The organism is Vibrio sp. 970, from assembly GCF_033339075.1.
This window is the reverse complement of sequence record NZ_JAWOTW010000018.1, coordinates 57,626-73,049: the sequence shown is the minus strand read 5'-3', so window position 1 is coordinate 73,049 and position 15,424 is coordinate 57,626. Positions and strand designations below refer to the sequence as shown.

General features: G+C 48.5%; 9 protein-coding genes. 7 read left to right on the top strand and 2 right to left on the bottom strand.

Annotation, left to right across the window (positions count from 1 at the left end):
- The first annotated feature begins 44 nt into the window (after window positions 1-44).
- From R7Q11_RS21045 to R7Q11_RS21035, 3 genes are read left to right on the top strand one after another with little or no spacing between them, the layout of a single operon-like run.
- Window positions 45-995: an HlyD family secretion protein gene (locus R7Q11_RS21045; RefSeq protein ID WP_395229540.1), complete on the top strand. Its 951-nt coding sequence runs from the start codon at window positions 45-47 to the stop codon at window positions 993-995.
- Between the two features lie 4 nt (window positions 996-999).
- On the top strand, window positions 1,000-1,926 hold the full coding sequence (locus R7Q11_RS21040) for an ABC transporter ATP-binding protein (protein ID WP_225466699.1): 927 nt from the start codon (window positions 1,000-1,002) through the stop codon (window positions 1,924-1,926).
- Complete coding sequence (locus R7Q11_RS21035; protein WP_017635233.1) at window positions 1,926-3,023, top strand: ABC transporter permease; 1,098 nt, start codon at window positions 1,926-1,928, stop codon at window positions 3,021-3,023. The genes R7Q11_RS21040 and R7Q11_RS21035 overlap by 1 nt, the downstream gene beginning before the upstream one ends.
- A 109-nt stretch (window positions 3,024-3,132) precedes the next feature.
- Here the strand turns inward: R7Q11_RS21035 and R7Q11_RS21030 are convergent, their stop codons facing one another.
- Both R7Q11_RS21030 and fdhF read right to left on the bottom strand, forming a co-directional pair.
- Entirely contained in the window at window positions 3,133-3,504 is a 372-nt protein-coding gene (locus R7Q11_RS21030) for a hypothetical protein (RefSeq protein ID WP_005375433.1), read from the bottom strand.
- 360 nt (window positions 3,505-3,864) lie between these two features.
- A complete protein-coding gene (gene fdhF / locus R7Q11_RS21025) occupies window positions 3,865-8,103 on the bottom strand; it encodes a formate dehydrogenase subunit alpha (RefSeq protein WP_225466698.1) in 4,239 nt (1,412 codons plus the stop codon).
- A 315-nt stretch (window positions 8,104-8,418) separates the two neighbouring features.
- On the opposite strand from fdhF, the gene R7Q11_RS21020 reads away from it, so the two are divergent.
- The 4 genes from R7Q11_RS21020 to R7Q11_RS21005 all read left to right on the top strand — a co-directional run bounded on the left by R7Q11_RS21020 (window position 8,419) and on the right by R7Q11_RS21005 (window position 15,389).
- Window positions 8,419-8,841 (top strand): hypothetical protein, encoded by a 423-nt coding sequence (locus tag R7Q11_RS21020; RefSeq protein WP_225466697.1) that lies wholly within the window; start codon window positions 8,419-8,421, stop codon window positions 8,839-8,841.
- A 137-nt stretch (window positions 8,842-8,978) separates the two neighbouring features.
- Window positions 8,979-10,391 carry a TolC family protein gene (locus R7Q11_RS21015; RefSeq protein ID WP_029788421.1) on the top strand — a complete coding sequence of 471 codons (1,413 nt, stop codon included), beginning with the start codon at window positions 8,979-8,981 and terminating at the stop codon, window positions 10,389-10,391.
- A 97-nt stretch (window positions 10,392-10,488) separates the two neighbouring features.
- Window positions 10,489-12,213, top strand: a complete 1,725-nt coding sequence (locus R7Q11_RS21010) for an efflux RND transporter periplasmic adaptor subunit (RefSeq protein WP_225466696.1) — start codon at window positions 10,489-10,491, stop codon at window positions 12,211-12,213.
- Window positions 12,210-15,389 (top strand): efflux RND transporter permease subunit, encoded by a 3,180-nt coding sequence (locus R7Q11_RS21005; RefSeq protein ID WP_225466695.1) that lies wholly within the window; start codon window positions 12,210-12,212, stop codon window positions 15,387-15,389. The genes R7Q11_RS21010 and R7Q11_RS21005 overlap by 4 nt, the downstream gene beginning before the upstream one ends.
- Window positions 15,390-15,424 lie beyond the last annotated feature (35 nt).

Below are 15,424 nucleotides of genomic sequence, written 5' to 3'. Positions count from 1 at the left end.
AGCTTGATACGAGTTCGAGCTCACCTTCTTAGAGGAAGCGTCGCATGATGAAGCGAATCATTCTTGGCACCCTAGCCCTGACTCTTGTAACTGCCTGTTCCAAAGATGACGGACAGCAAGCCCTTGGCACATTAGAACGTGACCGCGTAACCTTCACTGCCACCTCTAGCGAGATAATTCGTGCCCTACCCATTAAGGAAGGCAGCCAAGTCACCGAAGGAGAAGTGCTGGTTCAGCTCGATACAAAGAACCAAGAAGCCGTTTTAGCTCACGCCGTAGCTGAACAAGCCAAGGCTGACGCTTATCTTTTAAAATTGACCAATGGTGAGCGACCAGAAGACATTGCCGCAGCGCAAGCACGCGTTGCCAGAGCGGAAGCTCAATTGGTTGAAGCGCAAAAGAACTACCAACGTAAAGCGGAGTTAGTTCGCAAGAAACTCATCAGCCAATCAGAAAAAGACACCGCTTTAGCAGCCAGAGATTCTGCCCGTGCAGAGCTAGACTCCTCACAAGAAGAGTTCAGCAAACTGACCGCTGGCTCTCGTCCTGAAGATATTGAACAAGCAAAAGCCGCACTCATGGCAGCAAAAGCCGATGTGGCACTACAAGAACAGAAACTGGCAGAACTCACCATCACCGCCACGCGAGATGGCTTGTTAGATAACCTACCGTTTAACCTTGGCGAACGCGTTCCTGTGAATGGTGTAGTTGCTGTAATACAAGCCAGCCGCGTCCCATACGCTCGCGTTTACGTTCCTGCCAACTACCGAGTCGATTTTGTGCCGGGTAAAACGGTTAACGTGCATGTAGATGGCGTTGAGCAACCATATAGCGGCACCGTTCGTTGGGTTGCGACTGAGCCTTCATTTACGCCTTATTTCGCGCTTACCGAGGAAGAACGCTCGCGTTTGATGTACCTTGCAGAAGTCGACCTACAAGACTCAGCACAATCCTTGCCTTCGGGCATTCCAGCGCAAGTGGATTTGGTGGAGTAAGCCAATGACCGAATACGCGATTCAAGCTGAAAATGTAGTGAAGAAGTTTGGTGACTTCACCGCCATCAACAACATCACGCTCAATGTACCCAAAGGCAGTATTTATGGTTTTCTTGGCCCGAACGGCTGCGGTAAATCAACAACCATTCGTGTGCTGACTGGCTTGCTTAGCCCAAGTGAGGGCAACGTGGATGTGCTTGGGCTAGAGATCCCAAAACAATCTGAGCTTCTGCGCCTCAAGATTGGCTACATGACACAAAAGTTCTCCCTCTATGATGACCTGACAGTTCAAGAGAATCTTGAGTTTATTGGACAAATCTTTGGTATGGAAACCAAGGCTCTGAAAGCTCGCATCGAAGAACAACTATCCACCTACGGTCTCGACCAGCTGCGTAAACAGCGCGTCGGCGGAATGAGTGGCGGCCAGAAACAACGCTTGTCTCTCGCCGCAGCCACTATGCACAAACCAGAACTGTTGTTTCTCGATGAACCCACGTCTGCGGTTGACCCAGAGAACCGACGCGATTTCTGGGAGCAATTGTTTGACCTCTCTGACCAAGGCACGACGATTTTGGTCTCTACGCACTACATGGACGAAGCCGAACGCTGTCATCGTCTGGCGATTATGGAAGCGGGCGAAATCCGCGCCGATGGTGAGCCAGAAGAACTCATGGCGCAAATGGGCGTTAACATCGTCGAAGTCAAAGCGGACAACCTACGCGAGCTAAAAGAGAAAGTCATTCAGCGCGAAGAAGTACGCTCAGCCGCACAGCTCGGCATTCGCTTACGCATTTTGATCCACCAGCACATCGAACAACCGATCGAATGGTTAACCCAAACCTTTCCTGAGCTTGAGGGCTGCGAGATGAACATTGCTCGCCCGAGCTTGGAAGATGTGTTTGTCAGTGTTACGGGAGAAGGTCGCCAATGATGAAATCTATTGCCCGTATGAAAGCGGTGATGATCAAAGAGATCCGTCAGCTTTCACGTGACCGAATTACCTTTGGCATGGTCGTGATGATCCCGTTGATTCAGCTTTTGCTGTTCGGCTTTGCCATTAATACGGATATTCGCAACATTCCCGTTGGCGTCGTCGATCAAAGTGGCAGTACTGCCGGGCGTGTGATTACCGAATCCGTCAAAGTCACACAAGTGGTCGATGTGGTCGAAACCTTCGCTACCGCTTCTGAAGCCGAGCAAGCCATTCAAGACGGTTTGGTGCGAGCGGCTTTAATTCTACCTAGCGACTTAACCCAACGTATGGTGCAAGGGCGAGAGCTTGGGCAGTGGATTGTAGATGGTTCAGACACCATGATCAGTTCTGCGATTCTCTCACTGCAAACCATGCCGTTAACAGATTTTGATTTTGAGATACGCCCTGCTCCAACCAAAACCTTTGAAGTTGCGCTGTATTACAACCCGAGTCGGCGCTCGGCGGTGAACATTGTCCCCGGTCTATTGGGCGTGATTCTGACTATGACGATGATCTTGTTCACCAGTGCGGCCATTGTTCGGGAACGGGAACGAGGCAATTTGGAGTTATTGATTACTACGCCAATCCACTCCATCGAACTCATGGTGGCGAAGATCATTCCCTACATCTTTGTTGGTCTGATACAAGTGTTTATCATTTTAGGCTTGGGGCACTGGATATTTGGTGTGCCGATAAACGGCGCCATTAGTCAGATACTGTTTGGCACGCTGTTGTTTATCGCCGCGAGTTTAACCTTAGGTTTGGTGATATCCACCATTGCGACGACACAGCTTCAAGCAATGCAAATGACGGTGTTTATTCTTTTGCCGTCGATTCTTCTGTCAGGATTTATGTTCCCTTATGAAGGAATGCCCGTCGCGGCACAATGGATATCAGAAGCCCTACCAGCCACTCACTTTATGCGCATTATTCGTGGTGTGGTGCTGCGCGGTGCAGACTTAATGGAGCTATGGCGAGATACAGTTTGGTTACTTGGATTCACCGTTATCGGCCTTATTGTCGCTTCATTTCGCTTCAAAAAATCACTCGACTAATCCCACGATATTGCGTTCATTCCTTAAAAACAAAAATAGCCCCAACGAAGGGCTATTTTTTGTTTCTGTATTCATACACTGTGCTATCGAGCTCAACTCTCAGACAATATTAATAGTACTCACCGTAGGAACAATCTCGTAAATCGGAAATATTGTAGTTTTTCAAAGAGTTTATTTTAAAGTTGAACACTACCTGTTTACAGACAACGCCTTCGCGATCCGTGTACGTGATAATACCTTCACTGTACGCACGCTGACCATCAGAGGATGTCACGTCAGCAACAAGTTCCAAATGGCCCTTATGCGCGTCTACGCGATTCATCATCTCAAACACATCTACCCACTCTTCGCGATTTGCCATTTGTATTAGCATGGACTTCGCCTGTGTTTCCAACTGCTGGGGGTATACATAATAACGGTTGTAACCAAAGTATGCGCACATAAGTAATAAAACGAGTGCAAATGAGGTTGTTCTTGTCATACAAGCTTCCTCTTGTTGTTATAAAAATCTTGCTTCGTTAATTCAGTATAGGAAGCGAGCAAAGTTTAGGTTATAGAACTTGCCCAAATAACAGAGGACAGTCAGAGACAGTCAATTCTATGACAAGCTCAACAACAAACTTTATTGCACTCTCATCATGGGCTTGAACAAAAATACGCCATAGAGACAGTAAGAAGTAAGAAGGGAAAACTAACCGGAGCGCGGTGATAACAGAAAAGTAAAAGGAGTTTGAAGAAAAAGACAATCCGAGTGAATGTAGTGAGAGCGGAAATCAAGATTAGATTATCCGCCCATCAACTAGGCTCAAATTGTCAGTGACAACAACGTGACTCACCGAGTTTAAACGTGTTGGTAACTATCTTCGAGAGACTCTGTCTGCGTTGTCTTTTCGCTCACTTCGACTTTAACCGCAGCGACCTTGAACTCAGGGATCTTCGCATGCGGGTCAGTTGCCGTTGTCGTTAGGCGGTTGACTGGCGATTCAACAAAGTGGAAAGGAATAAACACCACACCTTTTTGAATCCGCTTAGTCACAAAGGCATCAATCTCAATGCTGCCGCGACGTGTAGACACCGTCAGACGCTGACCATTACTGATGCCAAGTGCCTCTGCGTCTTCCACGCTCACCATCGCACGAGGGCCAGCAAGATTATCCAACCCTTTGGTTTTGCGCGTCATGGTTCCAGTATGGAACTGCTCAAGTACGCGACCCGTCGTTAACACAAGTGGGTACTCTTCATCTGGCAGCTCAGCCGCATAACGGAACGGTACGCCCACCATTTGACCTTTACCACGAGTAAACTGGGTTTGGTGCATGATGCGAGTACCGGCAGGGTTGTTCTTGTTGCTCGGCCATTGCACACCGTTTGGCGTAATGGCATCCCAACGAAGACCCGCGTATTGAGGTGTCACTCGTGCGATTTCATTAGTGATATCAGACACGCAGTGGTAATCCCAATCACTACCCATTGCATTGGCGATTTCTTGGATAATCCACCAATCTTCTTTCGCTTCACCCGGCGCCGTGACAACCGGATTCACGCGCTGAACACGACGCTCCGTATTGGTGAAGTGACCCGCTTTCTCTGCAAATGAGCAAGAAGGCAGAACCACATCCGCGTATTGCGCGGTTTCCGTTAAGAAGATGTCTTGAACCACCAAGAAATCGAGCGCTTCTAAGCCCTCAATCACATGCGCTTGGTTCGGGTCACTCAACACTGGGTTCTCACCCATGATGTACATACCACGAACGTCACGATGGCAAGCCGCATCAATGATTTCTGTCAGGGTTAAACCTTGCTCAGAAGGCAGATTTGGTGCGTTCCATTCAATCGCAAACTTCTGACGCACAATTGGGTTGTATACCTTTTGGTAGCCTGGGAAACTGTTTGGCAAAGCCCCCATATCACACGCGCCTTGCACGTTTGATTGACCACGCAGCGGATTGATACCACCACCTTCAATACCGATGTTGCCACACAGTAATTGCAGGTTAGCGATAGAACGCACGTTGTCATGACCTGTCGTATGCTGAGTGATACCCATCGAGTAGTACACAGCGGTACGATCTGCCGTGCCAATCATACGCGCCATTGCTTGAATGTCTTCGGCTTTAACACCCGTAACCAATTCCACTTTATCGAGGTTGTAAGCTGGCGACATTACTTCTTGCAGTAAGGTATCAAAGCCGTCGACACGTTCTTCGATGTACTCTTGATCGTACCAGCCGTTCTTAATGATCTGCTGCATGACACCATTTAGGAGCATCACATCCGTACCCGGACGATGCGCCATATACAGCTCAGCATGCTCTGCCATATCGACACGTTTCGGGTCAGCCACAATCAAGCGAGCGCCGTGGTGACGAATTGCTTGTTTGATGTGTGAAGCGATGATCGGGTGTGCTGATGTAGTATCCGAACCGATAATAAAGATCACATCCGAGTGCTTAATGCTTGGAATGTCGTTGGTCATTGCACCACTACCCAGTGACGCCTCAAGACCGGTTACACTCGATGCGTGACACAAACGCGCACAGTGGTCGACGTTGTTAGTGCCTAGTTCACGACGGACAAATTTTTGGAACGCGTAGTTGTCTTCGTTGGTGGTTTTCGCTGAAGAGAAACCCGCCAATGCGTTGCTGCCAAAATCTTGCTTGATGCCAGAGAACTTGCTTGCAATCAGTTGAATCGCCTCTTCCCAACTCGCAGGCTGCAACCAACCGTCTTTACGAATCAAAGGCGTGGTAAGACGCTCTTCACTGCCGATGAAATCAAAACCAAAGCGCCCTTTCACACACAGCATGCCTTGGTTCACTGGCGAGTCACCGCCCTTCACGTAACGAATCGTATTGGTTGCTTCGTCCACGAACATAGTCAACTTACAACCCACACCACAGTACGTACAAATGGTGTCGACCGCTTTCAGATCTTCAGTACGACCTTGTGAGCGGTCACGACTATCGACCATCGCGCCCGTTGGACACACTTGAACGCACGCGCCACATTGCACGCAGTTCGAATCGCCCATTAGGGTTAAGCCATTCTTGTTACTTCCAAAGTGTGGACGGTCGTCAGGACGTAATGCAGGACGACCTTGTTTGTCGCACACAAAGTTCAGTACGCCGTGCACGGCTTTGTCACGACACGCTTGGATACACTGACCACAGCTAATACAGCGGTTGGCATCAAACTCAATAAACTCAGAGCTACGGTCAACTTCGTACTTATGACGCAAGTCTTTCGCACGAAGATCTAACCAATCTTGATGCGATTTAATCTGTAAGGAGAAGTCAAAGCTTTGCTCAGCTTCATATTCGGTGGAGTAATCACGCAGCGCACAATCGGTATTTGCCTGACAGCCACATTCAAGGCAGCGTGCAGCTTCCTTCATCGCTTCTTCGTTATCAAAGCCCAACTCCACTTCAGCGAAGCTTTGCTCGCGTTGTGCTGGAGTCAGTTCAGGCATGATAGAGCGAGCGACTTTCTGGATGTTCTCGAAGTGAAGCGGGTCGACTTGAGAGAGCTTCTTCTCTTTACGCGAGTTAAACGCCGCCTTTGGCATATCTGCCATATCGCCATTCAAAAACAGATCAATGGCTTTTGCCGCAACGCGGCCATCTCCCACGGCTTCAACTGCCGTTGCAGGACCACGGCGGAAATCACCAATACTGAAGATGTTGCCCGTGCCGGTGTGCATGGTCTTTTCATCTGCATCAGAGGTGTTCCAGCGTGTAAGCGGAATCGACAAATCTTCACCTTCGAGGAAGCTCAGGTCTGGCTTTTGCGATACTGCTGCAATCACGGTGTCGAACTCTTCGGTGAAGAACTCGCCGGTTGGTTTAGGGCTGCGACGACCAGATGCATCCGGCTCACCCAATGCCATGCGCTCTAGGCGAATCGCACTAACGCGTCCAGTTTCATCGGCAAGGTTTTCTGCAGGGTTGGTCAAGAAGTGGAATTTCACCCCTTCGTGTTCCGCTTCGACAATCTCGTAGTCTTCTGCCGGCATTTCGTCACGTGTACGACGATAAATCAACGTGGTGTCTGCACCAGCACGACGCGCAGTACGAGCACAGTCAATTGCCGTATTACCACCGCCGATCACCGCGACTTTCTGACCCGTTACATAGTTTTGCTCAGTGACGTAATCTTTAAGGTAATCAACGCCTAAGTAGCAACCTTCAAGGTCACTGCCTGTGTAATGCATTTCAACCGCTTGAGACGCGCCGACAGCTAAACACACCGCATCGTATTCTTCGCTCAATTGAGAAAGCGTGAAATCCACACCCAGCTTTTGATTAGTGTGAACTTGCATGCCATTACGGCACATCAGTTCGATTTCTTTATCGAGAATGTCTTTTGGCAAACGGTATTCAGGAATACCGTAACGCAACCAACCGCCCGCTTTTGGCATGGATTCAAAGACCGTAACGTCATAGCCTTCGTTCGATAGGTAGTAGCCAGCTGTCAGACCACCAGGACCACTGCCGACGACGGCAATGTTCAACCCTTTACTTGGTTTCTTTTCTGGTACATAGGCTTCATGCGCAGACAAATCCGCATCCGCGGCATGACGTTTTAGCTGACGAATTGCGATTGGTTCATCGACTAACGAGCGGCGACATTCACTCTCACAAAATGCCGGGCACACACGACCAATCGATAGCGGCATAGGAAGCGTACGCTTAATCACTTCAATCGCTTTTTGATGATCGTTCTGTGCGATGTGATAAAGGTACGATTGGATATCAACGCCCGCTGGACACGCGGTTTTACATGGCGCTTCACAATCAGCGTAATGGTCCGTCATGATGCGGTTGAGTGCTTTTCTGCGGTGCTCGCTTAATTGTTCTGATTGCGTGACCACATTAAGGCCCCGGTAAACTTCAAGTTCACACGCACGCTTAGTACCGCCGCTTTCGACTTCAACCACACACAAGTCACACGGTACTTTTTCATTACTTTTGTTCATTCCGCACAGCGATGGGATCTCGACCCCACACACTTTTGCTGCTTCTAAAAGGGTTAGACCCTCTTCTACAATTCTATATTTTCCATCGATGACAATTTCTATCATGCAACCCCCGCAGCAAAGCAAATCCAAATCTGCACAAGTAAAGCCATACATTCTATAAGGATAATCATTTGTAAGACAAGTTAGTGTGATGTAAAACTTATAAACCACATTTTTCACGTGTCATAAAAAGCGAGGGCTTCTTTCGCTAACTTTCAACACTCGGTGTTTAACAAACGTTTTACTCCCTCGAAAGTGCGAAAACAGAAGGGTTGGACTATTTTGATAATAAGAGTAATAAATGATTGACCTTACCCTTAGGTTAACCTTTAGAATCGAAGGGTTTTCATCATTTTCATCAAACACATGGGAAAGGGTATGCACTTAAAATCGCTGCATACAATCTGGTTAACTCTCTTCACGACGCTAGTGCTATTGGTATCTAGTGTGGCGAACAGTGAGCCGTTGATGAATATTCAAATGATGTCTATTGGCATGGCTCACCATCCTTCTATGATGAGTGACAGCGAACACTGCGGTATGCCTGGCATGATGGACGTCTCCATGACTGACGCTTCTATGTCCGAAGATGGCGATGCAAGAGAAACCAGCATGAACTGTGGTGGAGGCTCCGGCATGGTTCATACCTGCTGTACTGCCGCGTGTACGATAGTTTTCGTCCCCCTACCGAATCCTATCAATAGCCCAATGCCCGTTGTCTATCGCGCAACTATTACTCCTGAAGTTGCTTCCCCTGTCGTACACGTCAGCCGTGACCTGTACCGACCTCCAATAATTTAAATCTGTATTGCATTCGACCCTGCGTAGCTATCGCAGGTGGTTTTAATGTGCCAATACGACGCAGATAAATCTGGATTACTGTTTCTGCTTTAAGCCAAACCCTTCTTCGTCGTTTCGGCAAACACTGGATTTAGATTATGGATTTTAGACCATACCGCCTTGCTGCACCTATGTGTGCCTTGGCTTTGGTTTCTGCTCCAACTTTGGTGAATGCGGCGATGCCGAATACAAAAGTGCCGAGCAAAGAAACCAAAGCAGCAAACCTTACTGCGCCAGAGATGCGCACATCATCAAAAAAACTCGCGCAACTGATCAATGTTGCCCTGAGCAATGATGGCAACCGCCAACAATATTCAGCGCAATCCGCTGCGATGCGTGAAACGGGTGTTGCAAGTTCTACCTTGATGGATCCAAAACTCAAAGTGGGTTTTGGTGGTTTACCTGTCGACAGCTTTAAGTTCGATGACGACCCAATGACCAACATCTCTGTTGGTTTAATGCAGCAATTCGAACGTGGCTCCACGCTCGATCTGCAACAGAAGAAAGCCAATCAACAAGCCGATGGGCTTGGGCTTCAAGTTCATGCTCGCGAACTTGAGGTTGCCAACAGCATGACTCAACTATGGTTAGAGCTTGGATATCAGCAAAAAGCTGAGCAAATCTTGTTTGAGAACCGCAAGTTGATGAAGGAGATGGAAAGCTTTATTCAAACCAACTATTCGATTGGTAAGAGTGAGGCGCAAGACCTACTCAACGCTCAATTACAAGTGAGCAAGCTGGATGAAAAACTGCAAGCCAATGCGCAAATGCAGCGACGTCTTGTTTCTCAGCTTTCGGAATGGCTAGGCTCGGACTGGTTAGCGACGGAACAGGCTCTGTACGCTACCAATCAACTCAACTGGGATACACTGAATAGCAAACTTGCTTCCAGCAAAGATTCCACCAAGCACTACCAACAACTTAGTCAGCACCCAATGGTTAAAATGGCCGATGTGAGTATTTCTGCCAATAAAACTCAGGTAGAGATTGCTGAACAAGCTTATAACCCGCAGTTTGGTGTGGAGGTTATGTACGCTTATCGTCAAGCCAATAACATGAAGGGTGAGCCAGCATCAGACTTGGTCAGCGCTTATCTAACCATGGACATTCCACTGTTCACGGGTGATCGCCAAGATCGCAATCTCGCTGCCGCACAATACCAAGTTGGTGCAGCACAATCACAAAAAGACACCTTATTAACGCAGATGAATGCCAAGGTGAACACTTTGCTGGTTGATCGCGGCAACTTAACCCAACGTTTAGAACGTTACCAATCCACCTTATTGCCCCAAGCGAAAGCGCGCATTCAAGCCGTTGAGCGGGGCTACCAAAACAACACAGCGCAGTTTAACGATGTGATTTCAGCCACGACAGACGAATTGGCTCTGCAATTAGAGCAACAACGTCTGCTAACCGATCTCAACATCGCAAACAGCAATTTAGCCACCCTACTCGGTGGTTTCGATTATCAAGTGGCTTCTCCAGAAGCTCGCTCTATCTCGACATATTAATTTGTGATTCCCAAAAACGTTGGGGCTACAGGTGACCGATATAGAGCAGTCAACAACGCTGTAGCGTCATGCGCAAACGGGAAAATAAGGTATAAGAATGAAAACATTACAAGTTGCAACCATCGCGCTGATTGTTGGTGGTGCTTTAGGGTTTGGTGCTAATCATTTTCTTGCGGGCTCAGCTCACGACATGAGTGCGATGGGTGGAACTTCCGCAGCAAATTCTAATGATCCACTCTATTGGGTTGCTCCAATGGATCCCAACTACAAACGTGATAAACCGGGTAAATCTCCAATGGGCATGGATTTGATTCCGGTTTACGCAGAAGACCTATCCGGTGAACAAGAGGCGCCCGGCACGGTGACTATCGATCCTTCAGTAGAAAATAATCTCGGGGTCAAAACCGCAAACGTGGCACGACAACAGTTATCACCACGCATCGAAACGGTTGGTTATATCGCCTTCGATGAAAGTCTGTTATGGCAAACCAACGTTCGTGTTGCAGGTTGGGTAGAAAAACTCTACATCAATGCTGTGGGTGAGAAGGTGAAGAAAGGCGATGTGCTTTTCACTCTCTACTCTCCGGAACTGGTTAAGGCACAGGAAGAACTGCTGAATGCTTACCGTACTGGTCGTAAAGGGCTAGTGAAAGGGGCGACTGAGCGCTTAGTAACGCTTGGTGTTGACCGTGCACAAATCAAATCCATTACTCGTCGTGGTAAAGCATCCCAAACCATTGAAATTAAAGCACCTGCTGATGGTGTTATCGCGAGCTTAAACGTGCGAGAAGGTGGCTATTTGTCTCCGGCTCAAGCGGTGATCAGTGCTGGTCCTTTGGACAATGTTTGGGTTGATGCGGAAGTCTTTGAGCGTCAAGCACATTGGATGAAAGCCGGCTCTCAAGCCACGATGACCCTTGACGCCATTCCGGGTACTGAATGGCAAGGTGTCGTAGATTACGTGTACCCAATCCTCGACCCGAAAACACGTACGTTACGCGTACGTCTCAAGTTCCCTAACCCAAATGGCGATCTAAAGCCTAACATGTTTGCCAATATCGCGTTGCAGCCTGTCACTGACTATGCGGTACTAACCATTCCTAAGTCATCCGTTATTCGCTCCGGCGGTATGACTCGCGTTGTTCTGGCTGAAGGTAATGGCAAATACCGTTCTGCTCGAATTGAAGTCGGTCGTGAAGCTGGCGAACAAATCGAAGTATTACAAGGACTTAAACAAGACGACAAGATCGTAACGTCATCTCACTTCATGCTTGACTCTGAATCAAGCCAGTCAGCAGATCTGTCTCGCATCAACGGCATAGAAGCAGCGACAGAAACAGCATGGGCAAAAGGCGAAATCACAGACGTAATGAGAGATCACCGCATGCTGACCATTAACCACCAGCCGGTACCAGAATGGGATTGGCCAGGCATGGTGATGAACTTTACTTTTGCTGATGGCGTCGAGATGGGTGACTTGAAAAAAGGTCAGGCTATCGAATTTGAAATGCAGAAAACAGAATCTGGTCAGTACCAAATCGTTGACTATAAGGCAGACAACAGCGTCATTGCAGCAGAAGTGTGGCTAACTGGTGACATCACGATGCTGATGGCTGATTTTGGCATGATTACCTTAAACCACCTACCAGTAGCAGAATGGAATTGGAATGCGGGCGAAATGAACTTCTCTGTCGGTGAAGAGGTGGATTTATCAGGTTTTGAAGAAGGAGAAAAAGTTCGGTTTCTAGTTGAAAAACAAGGATCTGATTACATTCTTAAACAGCTAACGCCAGCAACAGAGGCGGTTGAGGAATCACTATGATCAGTGCAATTATTCGTTGGTCATTGAGCAACCGTTTCTTAGTGTTGATCGCGACCTTAGCTCTTGTATTAGGCGGACTTTACAGTGTAAAGAATACGCCAGTTGATGCCATTCCGGATCTTTCTGATGTGCAAGTGATCATCAAGACAAGCTATCCGGGTCAGGCTCCTCAAGTCGTCGAGGATCAAGTCACTTACCCACTTACAACCGCCATGCTTGCCGTGCCGGGTGCTGAGACGGTTCGTGGCTACTCCTTCTTTGGTGACTCTTATGTTTATATCATTTTCAACGATGATACCGACATGTACTGGGCACGTTCTCGCGTGTTGGAGTACTTAAGCCAAGTAGCACCAAAGCTCCCACCGAACGCAAAACCAACCTTAGGTCCTGATGCGACAGGCGTAGGCTGGGTTTACAGCTACGTATTACAAGACAAAACTGGCAAGCATGATTTGGCTGATCTTCGCAGCCTGCAAGACTGGTTCTTGAAGTACGAGTTGCAAACCGTTGATGGCGTTTCTGAAGTCGCTACCGTGGGCGGTATGGTGAAGCAATACCAAGTACAGATTGATCCTGCCAAGCTGCGTGCTTACAACCTCACTTTGCAACAAGTGAACATGGCAATCCAAAACGGCAACCAAGAAACCGGCGCGTCCGTTATCGAAGTTGCGGAAGCCGAACACATGGTTCGTACCACGGGTTACTTAACCAGCATTGAAGATATCAAATCACTGCCTCTAAAAGTCACCGAGAAAGGCACGCCGTTACTATTAGGAGACATCGCAGACATTAACCTTGGTCCACAAATGCGCCGTGGTATCTCTGAGTTGAATGGCGAAGGTGAAGCTGTGGGTGGGGTTATCGTGATGCGCTTTGGTGAAAACGCCAGTAAAGTGATTGCGAAAGTCAAAGACAAACTTGCAGACCTACAACGCAGCCTACCAGAAGGCGTAGAAATTGTGGCAACCTACGACCGCTCTACCCTTATCGATTCAGCGGTAGAAAACCTATGGAAGAAGCTTGCAGAAGAGTTCATCGTCGTTGCGATTGTGTGTGCGTTGTTCCTATTCCACATTCGTTCTTCATTGGTTATCGCTCTGAGTCTACCTGTCGGAATTCTTAGTGCGTTTATCGTGATGCATTGGCAAGGCATCAACGCCAACATCATGTCCTTGGGTGGTATTGCGATAGCCATTGGTGCCATGGTGGATGGCGCAATCGTGATGATTGAAAACGTTCATAAGCACATTGAACGAACGCCACTGACCGACAAGAACCGCTGGCAAGTAATTGGCAAAGCCGCAGAGGAGGTCGGCGCACCGCTGTTCTTCTCGTTGCTGATCATTACACTTAGCTTCGTACCGGTGTTCGCCTTAGAAGGTCAGGAAGGCAAGATGTTCTCGCCGCTTGCGTTCACTAAGACTTACGCCATGGCAGCGGCAGCAGGTTTGGCAATCACACTCGTCCCTGTTCTTATGGGCTACTTCATTCGCGGTAAGGTATTACCGGAACACAAAAACCCGGTTAACCGCGGCTTGGTCGCGTTGTACCGCCCGCTGTTGAACACCAGCTTAAAATACCCTAAGACCATGATTGTTATTGCATTAGGTCTAATGGCGTCGGCTTACTACCCAACCAGTAAACTGGGTAGCGAGTTCATCCCACCGCTGGATGAAGGCGACTTGATGTACATGCCAACGACCTACCCAGGTATCTCGATTGGTAAAGCGCGCGAGCTTCTACAACAAACCAACAAGCTGATCAAAACCGTTCCAGAAGTGAAAACCGTATGGGGCAAGATTGGTCGTGCTGAGACTGCAACCGATCCAGCGCCACTCACCATGATCGAAACCGTGATTCAGTTGAAGCCACGCGATCAATGGCGTGAAGGCGTAACAACCGAGTCGCTACGCAAAGAGTTCGATAGTCTGGTTCAGTTCCCTGGTCTTACTAACGCTTGGGTTATGCCGATCAAAACGCGTATCGACATGCTGGCAACGGGCATCAAAACCCCTATCGGTATCAAGATCGCCGGACCCGATCTGAAAGTGATCGAGAAGATCGGTTCTCAGTTGGAGCCAATTCTTAATGGTGTACAAGGCACAGCATCGGTTTATGCTGAACGTGTAGCAGGAGGTCGCTATGTCACGATCGACATTAAACGTCGTGCGGCAGCGCGTTACGGCTTAAGCATCAAAGATGTGCAGCAGGTGATCTCGACCGCGGTGGGCGGCATGAATGTGGGTGAAACCATCGAAGGCTTGGAGCGTTACCCAATCAATGTTCGTTACCCACAAGACTACCGTGACTCAGTGGTCAAACTGCAAAACTTACCGTTAGTGACACCAAATGGCGCTCGTATTGCACTGGCTGACGTAGCAGACATTCGTTACGAAGACGGTCCTCCAATGATCAAGACGGAAAACGCACGTCCAAACGGCTGGGTGTTTGTCGACATCGATGGTCGTGACCTTGGTTCTTACGTCGTGGAAGCGCAACAGGTCGTGGCAGATCAACTAGAGCTTCCTGCGGGCTACTCGCTGGCTTGGTCTGGTCAATACGAATACATGGAGCGTGCGAAAGATCGCTTGAGTGTCGTGGTACCAATCACCATCGCCATCATTATGCTGCTGCTTTACTTCAGCTTCCGTCGCGTTGGCGAAGTGATGATCATCATGCTTACCCTACCGCTCGCTATGGTCGGTGGTTTATGGCTCATGCATATCCTCAACTACAACTTCTCGATTGCCGTTGGGGTCGGCTTTATTGCCCTAGCAGGCGTCGCGGTTGAAATTGGGGTCATCATGCTCGTCTACCTCAACCAAGCATGGCACTACAAAAAGCTGGATGCGGAAGAGAGCCAACAGAAGCTTGAAGCGAAAGACCTAACTGATGCCATTCGTGAAGGTGCAGGCCTGCGTGTTCGCCCAGTAATGATGACGGTACTGACGGTCATTATTGGTCTGATTCCGATCATGTACGGCGAAGGTACAGGATCAGAAGTAATGCAACGTATCGCCGCGCCAATGATTGGCGGTATGGCATCGGCACTGCTGCTGACACTGTTGGTACTTCCAGCCATCTTCAAGCTGTGGAAACAACGCGAGTTGCGCCAAAGCAATGCAACTAATCACCAAGCTGGCACACAAGCTAGTGATGTAAACAACAACGCTTAATCCCTACCTTTCCCTCAAACATGTCGTTTTGAGGG